This window comes from Bacillus sp. PSXD-155 (assembly GCF_049310765.1).
GTDB lineage: Bacteria > Bacillota > Bacilli > Bacillales > Bacillaceae_G > Bacillus_A > Bacillus_A cereus.
This window is the reverse complement of the sequence record NZ_JBMOWC010000011.1, coordinates 13,675-31,171: the sequence shown is the minus strand read 5'-3', so window position 1 is coordinate 31,171 and position 17,497 is coordinate 13,675. Positions and strand designations below refer to the sequence as shown.

Genomic DNA, 17,497 nt, shown 5'->3' with positions numbered 1-17,497 from the left:
TAGAAGAAATAAAATCCTCTACTGTTTTTTATTATGAAGAAACAAGAAAATAACGTCTCTCCGGTCTCCCAACACTTCCATATATTAGCTCTGCGTGGACTTTCTTCCTAGATATCAAATACTCTAAATAGCGCCTTGCCGTTGATCGGCTTACTCCAATCATTGAGCTTAACATTTCTGCTGTAATCCCTTCTTCATTAACTGTTAACATATGCTTTTTTACTTTCGCTAAAGTATAAGGATCTATCCCTTTCGGGGCATATTCTATTTGATCTCCCTTCACGCCTCTTTGAGACCATAAATATTCAATTTGCTCCGTAGATAATTGATTGTTTTTCTTTAACTGTATAATCTTTTTTTGATAGCCTTCCAGACTTGCTTTAAATCGGTCAAACATTAGTGGCTTTACGATATAATCTGTTACTCCACCTCGCAGCGCGTGCCTTACTACATCTGTTTCCGATGCCGCTGTAATCATAATAATATCTGTATCGTGCAAATGATGCCTAATATATGTGACAAGTTCCGTTCCTTGCATATCAGGTAAGTACACATCTAATAAAACAAGCTGTGGCTTCACAAGCTCTAGCCATTCTTTCGCTTGTTCTCCAGTCGTTGCCGTTCCAATTACTTTAAATCCCTCAATTTTTTCAGTAAAACGACGATGAATGTCTGCAATCCGAATATCATCTTCTACAATTAATACTTCAATCTCCTCACCCATTACTATTCGCCTCTCTCTTTCGGTAGTGCAATAATAAATAACGCACCACCTAAATCCCCTTTTTCGATTGCAATACTTCCATTTAAATCTTCTACTAACTCTTTCACTTTTGCTAATCCATATCCTCGCTCTCCTCCTTCTTTCGTCGAAAAGCCTTTATAGAATATGCCAGTAATTATTTCATCATGAATCCCTTGCCCTGAATCTTCCACTTCAATTAATATTTCTTCTCCAATATCAGTTACAAACATCCTTACTTTCTTATCATTCTCTTCATTTTTTTCAATTGCTTCAAATGCATTCGTAATTAAATTCCCTAAAATAGAAACGACATAATTACTCTCAATATGTGGACTTAATTTGTCTAAACCACTTTCTCTATCTAGCATAAAATCAATCTTCAACTCTCGTGCTCTATTATAAAATCCAATTAAAATTCCACCTAGCCATGGATTTTGAATCCGCTTCATAATAAATTGAACAAAATCTTGATATACCGCTGTTTCCTTATGAATAAGCTCTAAAGCATCTTCGTATGATTCTAATTGGATAAGACCTGAAAGCGTATACAATAAATTGTTATATTCGTGCGTTTGCGCTCGTAATGCCTCTGTATATTGCTTCGTCTGAGATAATTCTGCTGTTAACTGATCCATTTCAGATTTCAAACGTAAGCTCGATACAACGCCAGTTACTTTATTCTTTACTTTAATAGGTAGACGGTTCGCAATAACAGCCTGTCCTTTTATATTTAATTGACGATCAAACTGTTCTTCACCAGTTTGAAGTACATCTAGTATCGTTGAATTAGGAATTACATTTAAAATAAATTCCCCAATAATATTTTGTTGCTTATCTAGCGAAAGAATATCATAAGCTGCTTGATTGACTAAACTAATCATGCCATTTTTATCGATTACAATAATCCCTTCACGTACAGATTGAATCACTGTACTATGCTCTTCATATAAAGATGAAATTTCTTCTGGTTCCATCCCGAACATCATTCTTTTTATACTTGCCGCTAAATATATAGAGCCGATTATCCCAATTAAAAGACCTATTATTGTAATCCAAAATACACGCTTTCCATACACTTCTACCGCTCCATGAATATCAGCCATTGAAAACCCAACAGACACCACACCAATAATTTCATTTTCCTGGTTACGGACTGGGACTTTCCCACGCAACGAAGGGCCTAATGATCCATTAGCTTTAGAAACATAAGATTTCCCTTCTAATAAAACGCCTTTATTATCTCCGCCAACCATTTTTTCTCCTATTTTATCTCGCTCAGGATGTGCATAACGAATCCCCTCTTTGTTTCCAACTACAATAAAGTCAGCCTCTGTATCAATTCGAATTTTTTCTGCGATTGGCTGAATAATAGAAGCTGGATTTTCTTTTTGAAAAGCTTCCTGAATTTCTGGTATCGCGGCAACTGTTTTCGCAACATGCAAAGCCCGTTTACCAATTTGCTCTTCTACCGTTTCAGATAATATGTAATAAAATAAATAACTCGTTAGCATAAGTACAACTAAAATAAGTGTACTAATAGTTAATGTAATTCTCGGTTGGAGTTTTAATTTTTTAAATTTCAAAACCATTCCCCTAACATGATTAAAGATAGAATTTAAAGAAAATACAGTTTTTTATTATCATAACACGGTTACTATATATTTCTTTCTTTTTTATCTTCATAAAAAAAGAAACGAAGCATAAGTACTACTTCGTTTCTTAACAGTTTATTATTATATTTTAAACTTACCAATCATCTCTTGTAATTCTTCTGCCATTTGTGATAAATGGACTGCTGCTGCATTTATTTCATCTACTGAAGCTAATTGTTCCTCAGAGGAACCAGCAATATTTTGAACACTTGCGGCATTTTCTTCAATCGTAGCTGCAATTTCATTAATAGATGCACTTACTTGTTTTGCATCTACCGTCATTTGTTTTGCTACATCTACCATGCTATCAATTTGTACAACTGTATCATTTGTAGACTTCAATATTTCGACAAAGCTTTGCTTCGTTTCATTTGCAACTACAAGTCCTGATTGTACTTCTGCTCCAACTTGATTCATAGAGCTTACTGTTTCTTTTATATCAAATTGAATCTCTTTCACTAGTTTCCCAATTTCCGTAGAAGACTGTCCTGATTGTTCTGCTAGCTTTCGCACTTCATCTGCTACAATTGCAAATCCTCTACCTTGCTCTCCAGCTCTCGCAGCCTCAATTGCCGCATTTAACGCTAATAAATTTGTCTGTTCTGCAATATGTTGAATTACTTCAAGGATTGCTCCAATTTGTTTCGACTTATCGTCTAACAAACCAATGATTTTGTCTGACTGTGAAACAGACTCATGAATTAATTGCATTTGATTCACAGTTTGTTCAACTAACTTCCCACCATTTTCAGCTTTTTTCTTCGTATACATAGAGGCTGTAGATACTAATGAAGAACTATCTGCAACACGCTGAATTCCTTCTGTAACTTCTTCTAACAATGTTGCTCCTTCTTCAACTTCTTTCGTTTGTATTTCTGCACCACTTGATACTTGCTCTATAGCCTGTGTAATTTGTTCCGTTGCTTCGCTTGTCTGCTTCATACTAGCTGTTAATTCTTCTGAAGATGCCGCTACATGACTTGCTGAAGTGTTTATATTGGAAATGACACTTTGTAACGATGCAGCCATCTCGTTAAAACTTTCTCCTAGCTGTCCAATTTCATCTTTAGAATGAACTGTAATTGATTCTGTTAAATCACCTTCACTAATCTTCTTCGATGATATGACAAGTTGTTTTAACGGTTTAATAATAGACGCAATTATGAAGTAAATTACAATCCCACCGATTATTAGTGAAATTCCAAGAACAGTTATTGTTTTATAGAAAATAGGTTCAGCCGCTTCGATAATTTCTTTGGAAGGCATAATTCCTGCTATTTTCCATCCAGTTTTCTTATTCGTTTTAAAAGTGATATTGCGATCTTCACCATCTAATGAATAATGAAAATCCCCAGCTTCCTGTTTATACAATTCTTTACTAAGTTTCTCTTCTAATTTCTCTCCTGGCTTCATTTTCGGGTGCGCTACTACATTTTTATCTTGATCAAATATCGCTACATATCCTTCCTTACCGATATTAACCATCTTAGAAGTAGTAACAATATCATTAATGATTAAGTCAATCCCAAGAACTCCACTTTTATCCTCGTTTTGTTTTGCTAGTGTAATAACAATATTTCCTGTCGTTTTTGACTTATATGGAGCAGTTACAATTACTTCTCCGCTTTTCTTCACTGCCTCTTTATACCAATCTCTTTCTGTAGGATTATATCCATCTGGCATCTGAATAGCTGGTGATTGAATGAACTGTCCATTACTAGATCCTGTATAGATTGCTTCCATTTCTGGATGCAGTTTATTGTATTCTTCTAGTTTATTCTGTATGTTTTGAATTTGATCTGCTTGGTAACTTGATTGTGTAAATAATTTCGTAAAATAAGTTGCATCTATTTTTTTACTATCCAATTCCTTATTAATTACATTATCCAAAATTTTTATATTATCTTTCGCCGAGTTTAAAATTGTTTCATTAAAATTCGTCTTCGCCTGTTGATAAGACGTCCAACCAATTACAATACTTGGAAGAATTAAAATAATAATAAATGATACAAGTAACTTTGTTTTTAAACTACTACTCCTTAATTTCCCTTGAAACATACTTCTACCCCTCCATACCGTTTTAAATGTAATTAATTAACATTTAATCTTTCTATAAAAATAATACGATTTAAATGTATCAATGAGACTCTCTATCTTTTTATACATCTAAAGAATTGATACATATCTTTTTCATTCTATATAAATTAAATAATTAAAACAATGTATAAAAATGTATATTATTCGAAATATTATAATTCATAGGAGAACCTCTAGTATTTCACTTACTAGAGGTTCTTTCCACCTTACTATTCTTTATCTACTTTTTTTTTCTCATCTTCTACTACAGATACAACAGGTTTATCGCTTGATAATTGTTGTACCGCTCCTTTTCCTGCAAATCCTTCTAATAGCTCTTTTAAGTCAATGCCAGAAGAAGCTTTTAACGTTTCTTGCATCGTTGCCATTAAATCAGTCGCATAACCCGCAACTTTTCCGGCCCCGCTATTTTTACCACCGCCGCCTGTATCGACAACTGTGATTTTATCAATATTACTAAGCGGACTTGCAAGTTCCTTCGCATAACTTGGAAGCATTTTAAGAACCATATCCATAATTGCCGCTTGACCATATAATTCAAATGCTTCTGCGATTTTTTGTTTCGCTTCTGCTTCTGCTAAACCTTTTAATCTAATAACATCTGCCTCTGCTGTACCTTGCGCTTTTTGTACTTCCGCTTTCGCTTGACCTTGTGCTTTTTCAATTTCCGCCTTCGCTAAACCTTCTACACGTACTTCTTCTGCACGTGCTCTCGCTTCTGCTTCAATCTTATATTGATCCGCATCGGCTTTTTTAATTTGTTTTACTTTTTCTGCTTCCGCTGATTGCTCAACAGCATAGCGATCTGCATCGGCTTTTTTCTTAACTTCTGCATCATATTGCTTTTCACGACGCGCAATTTCTTTTTCTTCTAACTCAATTTGCTTTTCACGCTCAATGATTTTAACGCGCATTTGCTCTTCTGTAACACCTTGTTGTGCTTTCGCTTGTTGTAATTCGTAAGAAAGATCCGCATCTGCACGCGCTTGTTCTTGTTCTCTCTTATAAGACTGTACTTTTAATTCTTTATGTTTTTCAGCTTCAGCGATTTGTGCATCACGTTGATATTCTGCTTCTTTTGCCTCTTTTTCAGCACGGGCTTTTTCAATACGTGCTTCTTTTTCACGCTCTGCATTCGCAATTGTTGCATCACGCTTAACTGTCGCAATTTGGGGCTGACCAAGCGCATCTAAGTATCCGTTTTTATCCATTATTTCTTTAATTGTGAAAGAAACAATGCGAAGTCCCATCTTCTTTAAATCTGTAGAAGCTACTTCATGTACCTTTTGAGCAAATTGCTCTCTATTACTATACGCATCTTCTACTGTCATAGAAGATAAGATAGCACGGAGATGCCCTTCTAAAACTTCTTTTGCTTCTATTTTTAACTCTTCTGTTTCTTTTCCTAAATATTGTTCAGCTGCTGTGGAAACTTCTTCAATTGTTGATCCCACTTTAATAATAGAAACACCGTTTACTGTGATCGGTACACCTTGTTTCGTATACGTATCACGTGTACCAACTTCTAATTTATAGTTTAATAAGCTTAAAGGCTCTGCTCTCTGCATAATTGGAACTACGAAAGTACCGCCCCCGCGAATAATCTTAATCTTCTTTCCATCATCAGTGGTAACTACATTCTTTCCTCCACCAAGCCAGTTCCCTGTAACAATTAACGCTTCATCCGGACCAACCGTACGATACTTCGTAATAAATACTAAAATGAGTAGAATTAAAATTGCGAGTAAAACTCCACCGATAATTAATGGAATCGTCATGTAAGTTCCCCCTTATAATTTTGGTTTCTTTAAAGAATAAGCGATGTTTTGTACAAGTAAAACACCATCTTGGACTCCCTCGATAATAACCTCTGTTCCTTGCGAAATATCTTTTTTTCCAACAGTTTTAGCTGGGATTGCATTACTTCCAAATTGGGATGAAATTAATACTTCACCAAATCCTTCTGTAGGAATTGTCGTAATGACTTCTCCTTTGCAACCGATAAATTCATCCATACGTTGCATCGTATTTTGTTCTGCTTCTGCAATCGGTTTTAAAATTAGTATTTTCATGATGAAAACACCGATAAAAGATATAGCAAATGCAGCCCCGAAAATAGTAATACTATTAAAGGAGAATAAGTACTCTCCTATATAACTAAGCCCACATAACATGGCGAAAAAACTAAGTAATAAAGTAACAACGGATACAGATCCGCCCCCAAAACTAAATATCGATTCAAATATATCTCCAAAAAAGATATAAATAACAGTGAGTATAGTAGCAATAATAAATCCGTATAAATAAATTGTTTCAAGTGGATAACCAAACAAAGCCATTTCTTATCCCCCTCTCTTAAACAATCCCCTTTTTTGTTATGTGTATGCCCCACCTCTTTCAAAGATTATTGTTCTTAATTTTCAGTCATTTACCTTTTAAATAAAAGCCTGTAAGACAGGCCTCTAAAAAAGAACAGGAGAAACCTATTGTGACAGGCTCCTCCTAGAAAATAACCGATATATTATATATCTATATAATATACTATTTTCCACAAAAAGTAAAGTTAAACATACATTGGAAAAGCACTTATTTTACTGACAATTCGTATGTTCCATCGCCATTATCATATTTATATACATACAAGTAATACTTACCTGGTTTTGCATTAAATTTTGCTTCTATATGATTCCCATTAGCTTGACCGTAAGCCGCATAATTTTGCATATCTGATTCATGGTGAAGTACCCATGTCATCCCAATTCCATACTCATTTAAAACAGAAATATCGATATCTTTCGCTGATGCTACATTAAATGTATAAACATCAGTGTGGTCCCCGCCAATAAGACTACCTTTTATCTTACTATTTAGCTCGATACGATTTGCTTCCTCTGGACGATTATTTGGTTCTGATTCTGTTAAACTTCCATCTTTAATCGTAACAGTTGTTTCGCTTCTGCTCTCTTTTCCTTTATCGTCTTTTACTCTTAACGATACTTTATAAGAACCTTCTTTTTCATATACATGTACTGGATTCACTTCTGCACTTGTGCTTCCATCTCCAAATTCCCATAAATAAGAAACAATTTTTCCATCTTCATCGTTTGAATCATCACTTTTAAATTGAATTCCCTCTTTTACAAGCCCATTATAAGGGCCATTTATATTAACTGTTGGAGCTTTATTTTCTCCATCATCTTTCGCAATTCCATGGAAGACTACATCATATTCAAATTCATTTGAACTATTCACACGATAATTAACGAAGTAAGCTGTAACAGTTTTGTAGCCACTCCATTCTTTTTGCGCCAATTGTTCTAAAGATTCATTTACTCTTTTACTCATTTCTTTCCAATCTTCTGATTCACCTTTTGTGACACTTCCTGTATACGTACCTTCTAATGTAAATGTATTAAAGAATTGAGAATTATGTTTTGTCATTTTTGTATCTTTCATAGGCAACGTATCACTAATTTCTTTCTTCACCGCTGTTAATGACTTCGTTGCATGTTCAGCTAAATAATCACCAGCTACTTCTGGTACAGTGTATGTATCTTGATTATCAATTAACTGCTGCATATACTCTTGATACTCTTTATTTAACTTAGGATCTTTACTTAGATTTTCACGATATGCATCATAATTTTTCACATCATTCGCACGAATCAAATCTTGAATTTTATCAAATGTTTCAAACTGATGCGTATATAAGTAAGACTGCAATGCGAACGAGTAATTATAGAAATCCCAAGAACCGTATTTAGCAAATAGTGTACGCTCTGCTGTATAACGGCTTGCAGGATCAGATGATAATCCGCTAATTATGCTCTTTCTTGGTACAACGTTATTCGTACGAGTAGATCCTGCGAAAAACTCTGCATTTCCTTCTTGGAACCAAGTTAACCTTTCATTTTGATACATATCTCCTCTTCCAAATAGACCTGGTACTTCATATCTACCTTGCAGGTAATGAGTAAATTCATGACGGAATAACTCTTCTAAACTATAAATACTTTGCTCTGGTGTACGCTCATATGTAAAGAATGTACCTGTCTCTTCAATATAAATTCCACCGTTGTTTGTTTCATATCCATACAATTGTCTATTTAACTGATATTCATCTGGACTATTATAAATTACGATCGTTAATACATCATCCGCATTTCCTGGCTCTAACGCTTTGTCATTTCCAATTACACGGTGATACTGTGCCTTTACTTCCTTCGCAGCCCAATATAGTCTCTTAATTTTTTCTTCTGATACTTTATCTCCTGTTTTGAACACAATTGATCCATCGTCGAATGTATACGTTTTTGGTAAGTATTGCTCTTTTCCTTCTTTACGTATTTTCTCTAAATCTACTGTATTCCCGCTATAATCTTTACCATTATAATTTGTTGTAATTTGTTCTACCGCAACAAAATAAGGTTCACTTAAGCGCGGGTACATATGCATGGCTTTTGTAACAACCTCTAATCCTTTATTTGGATTGCTATGAAACTTCCCTAAACGGCTAGCAAAATAAATTCCATTATTAACGAGCCATTTATTTTCTGACGTTACTTCATTTAGAAGAGCAATACGATTTATTTCATTAATAAACCCATCTACTTTTCCATACCACATCGTTTCATTCGCTTCTTTACGAGCCTCAGTTAAGTACGACTGTATATCATAGTCAATACCTTGCATAATATCGTATATTGCTTGTCCCTTCATTCGATCATTTACATAAGTAGTATAATTATCATTGTATTGCTTTAAAATATTCGATGCGTATTGAACCGTTTCAACATCGCTTGAAGCATTACTAATTAATTTACCGTATGCAGATACGACTGTATCTTGTTCAACTGTACCAAGCTTAAAGTTTGGATTTTTTGCGATTGCTTTTAAAGCAGGTAAACATTTATCCTGGAAGCTTCTTTCATTTAAGTCGCTTAATTCACTATTATAAAATGCAAGATAAAAAGCTGAACGCAACACTTCAGTAAACGTTTGAATTCCTTTTGAATCATCTTTCGTAAATGTACTACCTCTATGAGCTAATTCATCTATAATGACTTGCATTTTTCCTTTATCTTTATAAAAAGCCTTTGCATCTTCATTAAACTGGAATAAGTCTGTAATTTGGTGCCACTTAATACTGCCTAACGTTTCAACTAATTCTTGATCATTCATTTTGTTTAAATCAGCCATTGAATAGCTTTCTTTAACTTGCTTTACTGCAGTTTTCTTCGTAATAGATGCTGGTCGCTGTGAAAAATCTCCTACTTTTAAACGTTCTTGAAATGATAAAGTTTCATCAACTTTTGAAATATGTCCAACTTCATCTACCGACTTTTCAATTCCAACCGGTTTCGTTTTCAACACGTTATACGGTACTTTTTCTTCCGCTGCTGCATGAGTTTGAAGTGCCCCTAACGATAAAGCCATTGTACTAATGCTAAGCATCACTTTATTGATCTTTGATTTCTTGTTCATATCCTTGCCCCCTATTTTAATATTCCATTCAAGAATTTAACATAAAATCTGGATGTAACAATATAAAATGCAATATTTCATATTATTTCTTCCTATAATTTGTACATATCGTGAACGCATTGCTCTTTACCTCCCTAAAACAAATTACATCCTTTCATGTTACAAAAAGAGAATTTTTTGACAATTAAAAACTTAATTGTTATGATTATTATAATTGTTAACTTTATTAAATAAGGGTGGGATTCTATGATAAAAAAAGAAAACAGTGTATTTTATATCTCCTTCTTGCTAACAACATTATTCATTATATGGGGAATTACCCCAGCAAGTTGGATACAAGGCTACGATTTACAAAGTGTTACATCTTCTTTAAACTCATTTATCCTCAATAAATTTGGGTGGTTTTACTCTCTACTTATGACTACAATGATTATTTTGGCTGCTTATTTAGCATTTTCTAAGTACGGTTCTATTCGTCTTGGTAAAGATGGAGAAAAGCCAAAATATAATTATCCATCTTGGCTATCCATGTTGTTTGGGGCAGGAATGGGAATTGGACTCCTCTTTTATGGAATCGCTGAACCGATTTCACATTTTACAGATCCATTAACAGGAAAAGCAGGTACAGAAGAAAGCGCCAAACTCGCTATGCAATATTCATTTTTCCACTGGGGACTCTTTCCGTGGTCACTATACGCAATGGTCGCTTTAACAATTGCATATTTCACATTCCGCAAACAAAAAGGTAGCACTATCGGGGCTACAGTTACTCCATTATTTAATCGATCGAAAAATTCCCGTATCGGAAAAACAGTTGATATTTTAGCTGTTTTAGCCACAGTGTTTGGCATTGTACCATCTGTTGGGATTGGTGCTCAACAAATTGCTGGAGGATTAAGCTATTTATTCCCTTCCATTCATAACACTTTACTTACCCAGCTCGTACTTATAGCTATCTTCGCTGTTTTATATTTAACAAGTGCACAAACTGGCTTAGATCGTGGGATTAAATATTTGAGTAACTTGAATTTCTCTCTTGCAGGTATTTTACTCATCTCTTTCTTACTTTTAGGGCCAACCGTATTTATTATGAAATATTTCACATCTACACTCGGTTCTTATATTGGAGCTTTGCCTAGTATGGGATTAAATTTAGGAGCATTTAATGAAAAATCTTCTTCTTGGATTGAAAATTGGACTATTTTCTATTGGGGATGGTGGATTTCTTGGTCTCCATTCGTCGGCACATTTATCGCACGTATTTCTAAAGGGCGTACAATAAAAGAATTTATTTTTGGAGTTGTATTAGTCCCAACTCTTATCTGTACATTTTGGTTTGCAGTATTTGGTGGTACCGCAATTCATATGGAAATGTTCCAATCGCTTGGAATAGCTGATGAAATTGCAAAAAATGGTACAGAGATTGGATTATTTGCTGTTATTTCACATCTACCATTCTCTACATTTTTAACGATTATCGGGTTAATTTTAGTAGCCACATTTTTCGTTACTTCTGCTGATTCAGCAACATTTGTTGTTTCCATGCAAACGAGTAACGGAAGCTTATCACCGAAAAATAGTTTAAAACTTATATGGGGATTAACAATCGCGATAATTGCCGCTATTTTATTACAAGCTGGAGGATTAAATGCACTACAAATCGCAGCTATCATCGCAGCACTACCATTTTCTATCGTAGTCGTTCTTATGGTCATTTCGCTCTTTAAGGAGCTGCGAAAAGAAGATGTTAATTTGCAAACAAAAGAAGTATCTCAAAAAATAAAAAAGGTTATGTAACGATTAGCACCTCAAATTACTTCTGAATCCGTAACAACTGAGGGAAAAGTAGATTAATAAAACCCATTCGTATGAAATATAATTTTCATACGAATGGGTTTTCACTCTATTATATAGTGTTGTAAACATGCCTTCTCCTCAAATCCTACTTTCTTGTACAATTTCATCGCACGATCATTATTCGTATTCAAACATAATTCTATCTCCTTCATTCCTTGGAAGGAAATAATATACTGAATTGCCTTTTGTAATAACCGCTCTCCGACACCTTTTCTTCTACTATTTTCAGCGGTTGCAATAAATTCGATATTCGCTTCTTGAAACTCTGGATTTACTTCCACATATACATAACCTTCTAACTTATCATTCTTCATACTTACAAATAATTTATTCGTATTACTTAAACGTTCAATAATTTCGTTTCCGTCATAATACGTATTAGAAAACACATGATTGTGTAAAGCGATAAACTGCTCAAACACTTGTGGTAAAGCCTCTTCTACATTACATATAATACGGTGCTTCACAATATTATTTAAAACGAGAATACTATGTCGACCTTGTTCTTTTGCATGTAAATTCCTCATTAAACGGGCACAATTATTATTTTCCACATGATAAAAACCATAAAATCTCTCAATATGAAAAGGCACCTTTTCTATAAGTTCCTTCCACATATGTAAAGCAACTTCTTCCCAATTCTCTGCGATAATAAACGGTCCCCATATCTCTGCACATTTCTTTACTTCATCCACATCAAATCCTAATAAACCTATTAAATTATTATTCTCATAAGTAGCAACAAAAGATTGTTCCCAGCCTATATCTGAAAAATCATGAATAATTGTCTGTAACAACTCCTCTTTCTCATCTCCACAATAGCCAACATGATGAGTAGCATCTTTATTCATATTCGCAATAAATGCTGCCACCTCTTCAATTTCCAAAATAGAACTGACATACATAACCTCTCCTCCTTCACTAATATATTCACACCTTTTCCATTTATCTCCTTCTAAAAAAGACATCACCATAAGCATATTTCAAAATGAAATCGCCATGATAATGTCTTCTCAAAAACTCATATAATCATCTTACGTTATAATAAGATAGAACGTTTTTTATTTCTTAAATAATCTCTTTCTAAATACAAACATACTCAGTGCTGAAAGAACTAACGCTATGCCTGAAAGTAATGTTGATGTATTCTCTTGTCCACCTGTTGCTCCTAATGATTTCTTACTTTCTTCTTGCTTATTAACAGCTGGTTTATTTTCTTTCACAACTTGATTATTCACGTTTTGTTCTTGGACTACTGCTGATTGATTTACCGCGTCTTTTGAACCTTCAATTTCTTTTCCTGTTTCTTTTACCTCCGCTTTCGATCCTTCAACTCCTGTTGTTGGCTCGTCCACTTCCTCTTTCGCTTCTTCAACTTCTTTCGTTGGCTCTTTTACTTCCTCTTTTACTTCTTTTACCGGTTCTTTCACTTCTTCTTTTGTACCTTCAACTTCTTTTACCGGTTCTTTCACTTCTTCTTTTGTACCTTCAACTTCTTTTATCGGTTCTTTCACTTCTTCTTTTGTACCTTCAACTTCTTTTATCGGTTCTTTCACTTCTTCTTTTGTACCTTCAACTTCTTTTACCGGTTCTTTCACTTCTTCTTTTGTTTCTTCAACTTCTTTTACCGGTTCTTTTACTTCTTCTTTTGTTTCTTCAACTTCTTTTACCGGTTCTTTTACTTCTTCTTTCGTTTCTTCAACTTCTTTTACCGGTTCTTTTACTTCTTCTTTCGTTTCTTCAACTTCTTTTGTTGGCTCTTTTACTTCTTCTTTCGCTTCTTCAACTTCTTTTGTTGGTTCTGTCACTTCTTCTTTTTCAACTATATTTTGGATTACCGTTCCGTTAAACCTTATGCTAATTTCATCAGAATCTAAATCAAATTTATACACCTTTTCACCTGGGGTACTCCATTTTATTACTCCGTTATTAAACGTCCCTCCCTCACTTACCAATTGAATATTTTCAATACTTTCTCCTTCTAAATCATATACAGGAACTTGAATTTCTTTGTTTATTTTTGCATCATTTAAAATGATATTTTGTCTTCCAACATCAATTGTAAACCACTGACCTAATTGTATTAACGGCCTTACATCACGAATCTCATTTCCAGCTAAATTTAAGCTAAATAAGTTTAGCATGGAACCAATAACCGTTAAATCTTTAATATGATTGTCCGCAAGATTTAACCACTGTAAATTTTCCAATGAAGATAGTGGTGTTATATCTTCAATTTGATTATGAGATACATTCACATTATTCAATTGTTTCAAGTTTGAGATAAACTCAATATTTTTCAGGCCTACTCCTTCTAAAGTGAGTTTTTCTAAGTTCGTCATGTATTCTAAACCTGTTATATCTTTTATCTCATTTCCTTTTTCTTTAAGTATCTCTAATTTTTTAATCTGTAATAAATCTTCTTTTGTGATAGGAGCGTTTACATTCTCTCTACCTAAATTCTCTTTATTAATATGTTGTTGTAAAGTTTTATCGAGAATTACATTTTGACTTTCTTTTTGTTTTTCAACTATATTCTGTATAACCGTGCCATTAAATCTTATTTTACTTTCAGTAGAATTAGTATCTAGTTTAAATTCATATATTTTTTCTCCAGGACTATTCCATTTTATAAATCCGTTATTCAGAGTAGCCCCCTCACTTTGTAGATTAATATTTTGAAGTGGCTCTCCTTTAAGGTTGTATACTGGGATTTTTATTTCTTCATCTACACTTGCTTCATTTAAAAAGATTTTTTGTCTTTGAATGTCAATTGAAATTCGCTTACCTAATTCCTCAACAGGCCTTACGTCAGAAATTTCATTTGCTCCAAGATTTATCTCATGTAAATTTGTTAAGGTGCTCAGCGGCGATACATCAGAGATATAATTCTCTTCTAAATTCAGCACTTGTAAATTTCCTAATTGAGATAGTGATGATATATCTTTTATTTCACTATCAGAAATTTCTAGTTCAATAAGATTACTCATTTTACTAATAGATTCAACATTATTAATTTTATTGTTCCCTATCCATAATAGTTCCACATTATTTAATCGATCAATTCCCGTAAGATCACTGATTTGATTATTTGCTAAGTATAATTGTTTCATAGTTGATAATGTAAATAATGGCTGGATATCTTTAATGTTATTACCGATTAAATCTAATGTTTTAATTTTTTTCATTTTACTTAATGGTGTAAGATCAGAAATTTTATTATCTCTTAAAAAAAGCATATTAATATTCTCTAGCTGCTCAATTGGGTGAATACTTTCAATTGAATTAGACGTTAAATCAACGTACTTCAAACCTCTCAATTTCGAGATGGCTGATATGTCTTTTACATTAGACTCTCGTAACGTCAACTTCTCTAAATTTGTCATATACTCTAAACCAGTTATTTCATTTATTCCTTTACCAGAATAAATGGATAACGTTTTAATTTTTAATAAATCTTTCTTTGTGATTGGCGCATCAACATTATCTCTATCTAAGTTGTATTTATTAATATATTTTTGTAATTGCTTATCTAATATTACATTTCCGTTTTCATCTTGTTTCTCCTCTTTATTTTCCTTTTGTTTTTCAGGAACATTGTTCTCTAAATTCAATGTATTTACTTCAAACTGTACTTGGTACTTATTGTCATAGGCCATTGTTGGAATATAAATATGCATTCGCATATTATACCTTTTTCCTAATTCCCCTACTTCAAACTGAATCACTTTCGTTCCATTTTTCTTTTTATCTTCTGATATTACTTTCACATCATGAAACACACCTGGAGTATGAATATCCTCTGTTTTCAAGTATTGAAAGAAATCACTATCACTTAACGTTGCTGTTACAATTTTCTTTCCATTCTCAATTGTTAATTTCGGATCCTTTATATAAACAGCTGCCATAGACTCTTCATTCGTTTTATCTTTATAGGCTTTAATAACAGCATCAAATGTACCATCTTTTAAACCTTGTCCAGTTTTATTCGCCTCAATCGCTACCGCTGCTAAAGCAGGTGTCGAATACACAGCAAACGGAAGTGATAACGCCGCCGCTATAATCATTGCATTTATACGTTTTCTTTTATTTTGTTTCAACTTTACATCTCCTCTGAAATATATAATTCGAAATGTAATCATTTCTCGAATAAATGATAATGATTTTCATTATCATTGTCAACTAGAAAAATAAAAAGTTTACAAAAAAAGAACCTCTTTACAAGAGGTTATGCCATTTTCTCACCTGATTCTTCTCTAAAAAAGCTTTTCATCGCATGAAATACGTCTGCTTTTTGCTTTAAAATATAGTATCTAAAGTTTTCATCTTTAATATTTTTATAGGCTGACATGAGTGTACTGTGGCGATTATACTGGTTCACTTCCCCATACCCAAACATATTACACTTCTTCATTAATTCTTCCACAAGCTTTACACATCTAGCATTATCTGATGTTAAATTATCACCATCTGAAAAATGGAATGGATAAATATTATAGCGATCTGGTGAATATTTATTATCGATTAGCTCGAGTGCTTTTTTGTATACGGAGGAGCAGATTGTTCCACCACTTTCTCCTTTTGAAAAGAACTCTTCTTCTGTAACGACTTTCGCTTCTGTATGATGAGCAATAAATTCAATATCAACTGTTTCATACTTTGTGCGTAAAAATCTTGTCATCCAGAAAAAGAAGCTACGTGCCATATACTTCTCCCACATTCCCATCGATCCACTCGTATCCATCATCGCTAAGACAACAGCCTTTGAATCTGGCTTTAATACTTCATTCCAAGTGCGGAACTTTAAATCTTCTTGATGAATTGGATGGAAAGATGCTTTACCACGCATCGCATTTCGTTTATATGCGGATATCATTGTTCGTTTCTTATCGATATTTCCCCATAATCCTGTTTTTCTAATGTCATTAAATTCAACATGTTCAATCCGGTTTTCATCTATTTCTTTTCTCTTTAAATTAGGCAGCTCTAACTCTCTGAAAAACGCTTGCTCTAATTCTAAAATAGAGACTTCAGCTTCATAGTAATCTTCCCCAGCTGCATCTCCTGCTCCTTGCCCTTTTCCTTGCCCTTTTCCTGGCCCTTTTTGTTTTTGACCACCTGATCCATCTCTCGCAACGACATCACCAACTTTGCTGTCACCGTTTCCTTGCCCAACATGTTTATTTTTATCATAATTGTATCTAATCTTATATTCATCTAGAGAACGAATTGGTATTTTTACAACATCCTTGCCATTAGACATAACTATACTTTCTTCTGTTACAAGGTCGGGTAAATTATTCTTAATTGCCTCTTGTACTTTTTCTTGATGGCGCTGTTGGTCGTCATATCCTTTGCGATGGAGGGACCAGTTTTCCTGTGAAATCGTATAATTTGGTTGATTTTCTTCGCCCATTCCTTTCCCTCCTTACTGTAATTGTCTTCCTGTATGAACAGCAAGCTACAAATTTTGTTCTGTAATGTGCAAGCTAGAATATTTGAAAGGTAACTGCCCATAGAAAATCATCCCATAAACATTTATAACGTTTTTCATACAATACCCCGAGCATCCTAAACAAAATTTTGCCACTCACATAATAGAAAGAAATATTCAGCCACTGATAAGAAAGAAACACAATGCATTGTTGCACATATTTTTACT

At 33.7% G+C, this 17,497-nt stretch carries 10 protein-coding genes and 1 pseudogene; 1 reads left to right on the top strand and 10 read right to left on the bottom strand.

Translation table 11 applies throughout. The features are described 5' to 3' along the window. Window positions 1-31: 31 nt before the first annotated feature. The 7 genes and pseudogenes from ACO6VI_RS14565 to colA all read right to left on the bottom strand — a co-directional run bounded on the left by ACO6VI_RS14565 (window position 32) and on the right by colA (window position 9,978). On the bottom strand, window positions 32-724 hold the full coding sequence (locus ACO6VI_RS14565; protein WP_053565294.1) for a response regulator: 693 nt from the start codon (window positions 722-724) through the stop codon (window positions 32-34). 2 nt (window positions 725-726) lie between these two features. Further along, window positions 727-2,334: an ATP-binding protein gene (locus ACO6VI_RS14560; RefSeq protein WP_161520012.1), complete on the bottom strand. Its 1,608-nt coding sequence runs from the start codon at window positions 2,332-2,334 to the stop codon at window positions 727-729. A gap of 144 nt (window positions 2,335-2,478) precedes the next feature. Beyond that, window positions 2,479-3,339, bottom strand: coding sequence for a methyl-accepting chemotaxis protein (locus ACO6VI_RS14555; RefSeq protein WP_369812832.1), 861 nt, complete (start codon window positions 3,337-3,339; stop codon window positions 2,479-2,481). 129 nt (window positions 3,340-3,468) lie between these two features. Beyond that, window positions 3,469-4,455, bottom strand: a pseudogene (locus ACO6VI_RS14550) (cache domain-containing protein); the annotation flags it as partial. Between the two features lie 248 nt (window positions 4,456-4,703). Further along, on the bottom strand, window positions 4,704-6,272 hold the full coding sequence (locus ACO6VI_RS14545; protein WP_422423541.1) for a flotillin family protein: 1,569 nt from the start codon (window positions 6,270-6,272) through the stop codon (window positions 4,704-4,706). A 12-nt stretch (window positions 6,273-6,284) separates the two neighbouring features. Beyond that, entirely contained in the window at window positions 6,285-6,833 is a 549-nt protein-coding gene (locus ACO6VI_RS14540; protein WP_001173146.1) for an NfeD family protein, read from the bottom strand. A gap of 247 nt (window positions 6,834-7,080) precedes the next feature. Beyond that, on the bottom strand, window positions 7,081-9,978 hold the full coding sequence (gene colA, locus ACO6VI_RS14535) for a collagenase ColA (RefSeq protein ID WP_078994602.1): 2,898 nt from the start codon (window positions 9,976-9,978) through the stop codon (window positions 7,081-7,083). Between the two features lie 246 nt (window positions 9,979-10,224). On the opposite strand from colA, the gene opuD reads away from it, so the two are divergent. Continuing rightward, window positions 10,225-11,775 (top strand): glycine betaine transporter OpuD, encoded by a 1,551-nt coding sequence (gene opuD / locus ACO6VI_RS14530; RefSeq protein ID WP_071739131.1) that lies wholly within the window; start codon window positions 10,225-10,227, stop codon window positions 11,773-11,775. Between the two features lie 101 nt (window positions 11,776-11,876). Here the strand turns inward: opuD and ACO6VI_RS14525 are convergent, their stop codons facing one another. From ACO6VI_RS14525 to yhbH, 3 genes are all read right to left on the bottom strand, one after another. Continuing rightward, window positions 11,877-12,740, bottom strand: a complete 864-nt coding sequence (locus ACO6VI_RS14525; RefSeq protein ID WP_000289526.1) for a GNAT family N-acetyltransferase — start codon at window positions 12,738-12,740, stop codon at window positions 11,877-11,879. A gap of 156 nt (window positions 12,741-12,896) precedes the next feature. After that, entirely contained in the window at window positions 12,897-15,935 is a 3,039-nt protein-coding gene (locus ACO6VI_RS14520; RefSeq protein WP_422423538.1) for a leucine-rich repeat domain-containing protein, read from the bottom strand. A 128-nt stretch (window positions 15,936-16,063) separates the two neighbouring features. Continuing rightward, window positions 16,064-17,251 carry a sporulation protein YhbH gene (yhbH, locus tag ACO6VI_RS14515; protein ID WP_422423536.1) on the bottom strand — a complete coding sequence of 396 codons (1,188 nt, stop codon included), beginning with the start codon at window positions 17,249-17,251 and terminating at the stop codon, window positions 16,064-16,066. Between the last annotated feature and the right edge of the window lie 246 nt (window positions 17,252-17,497).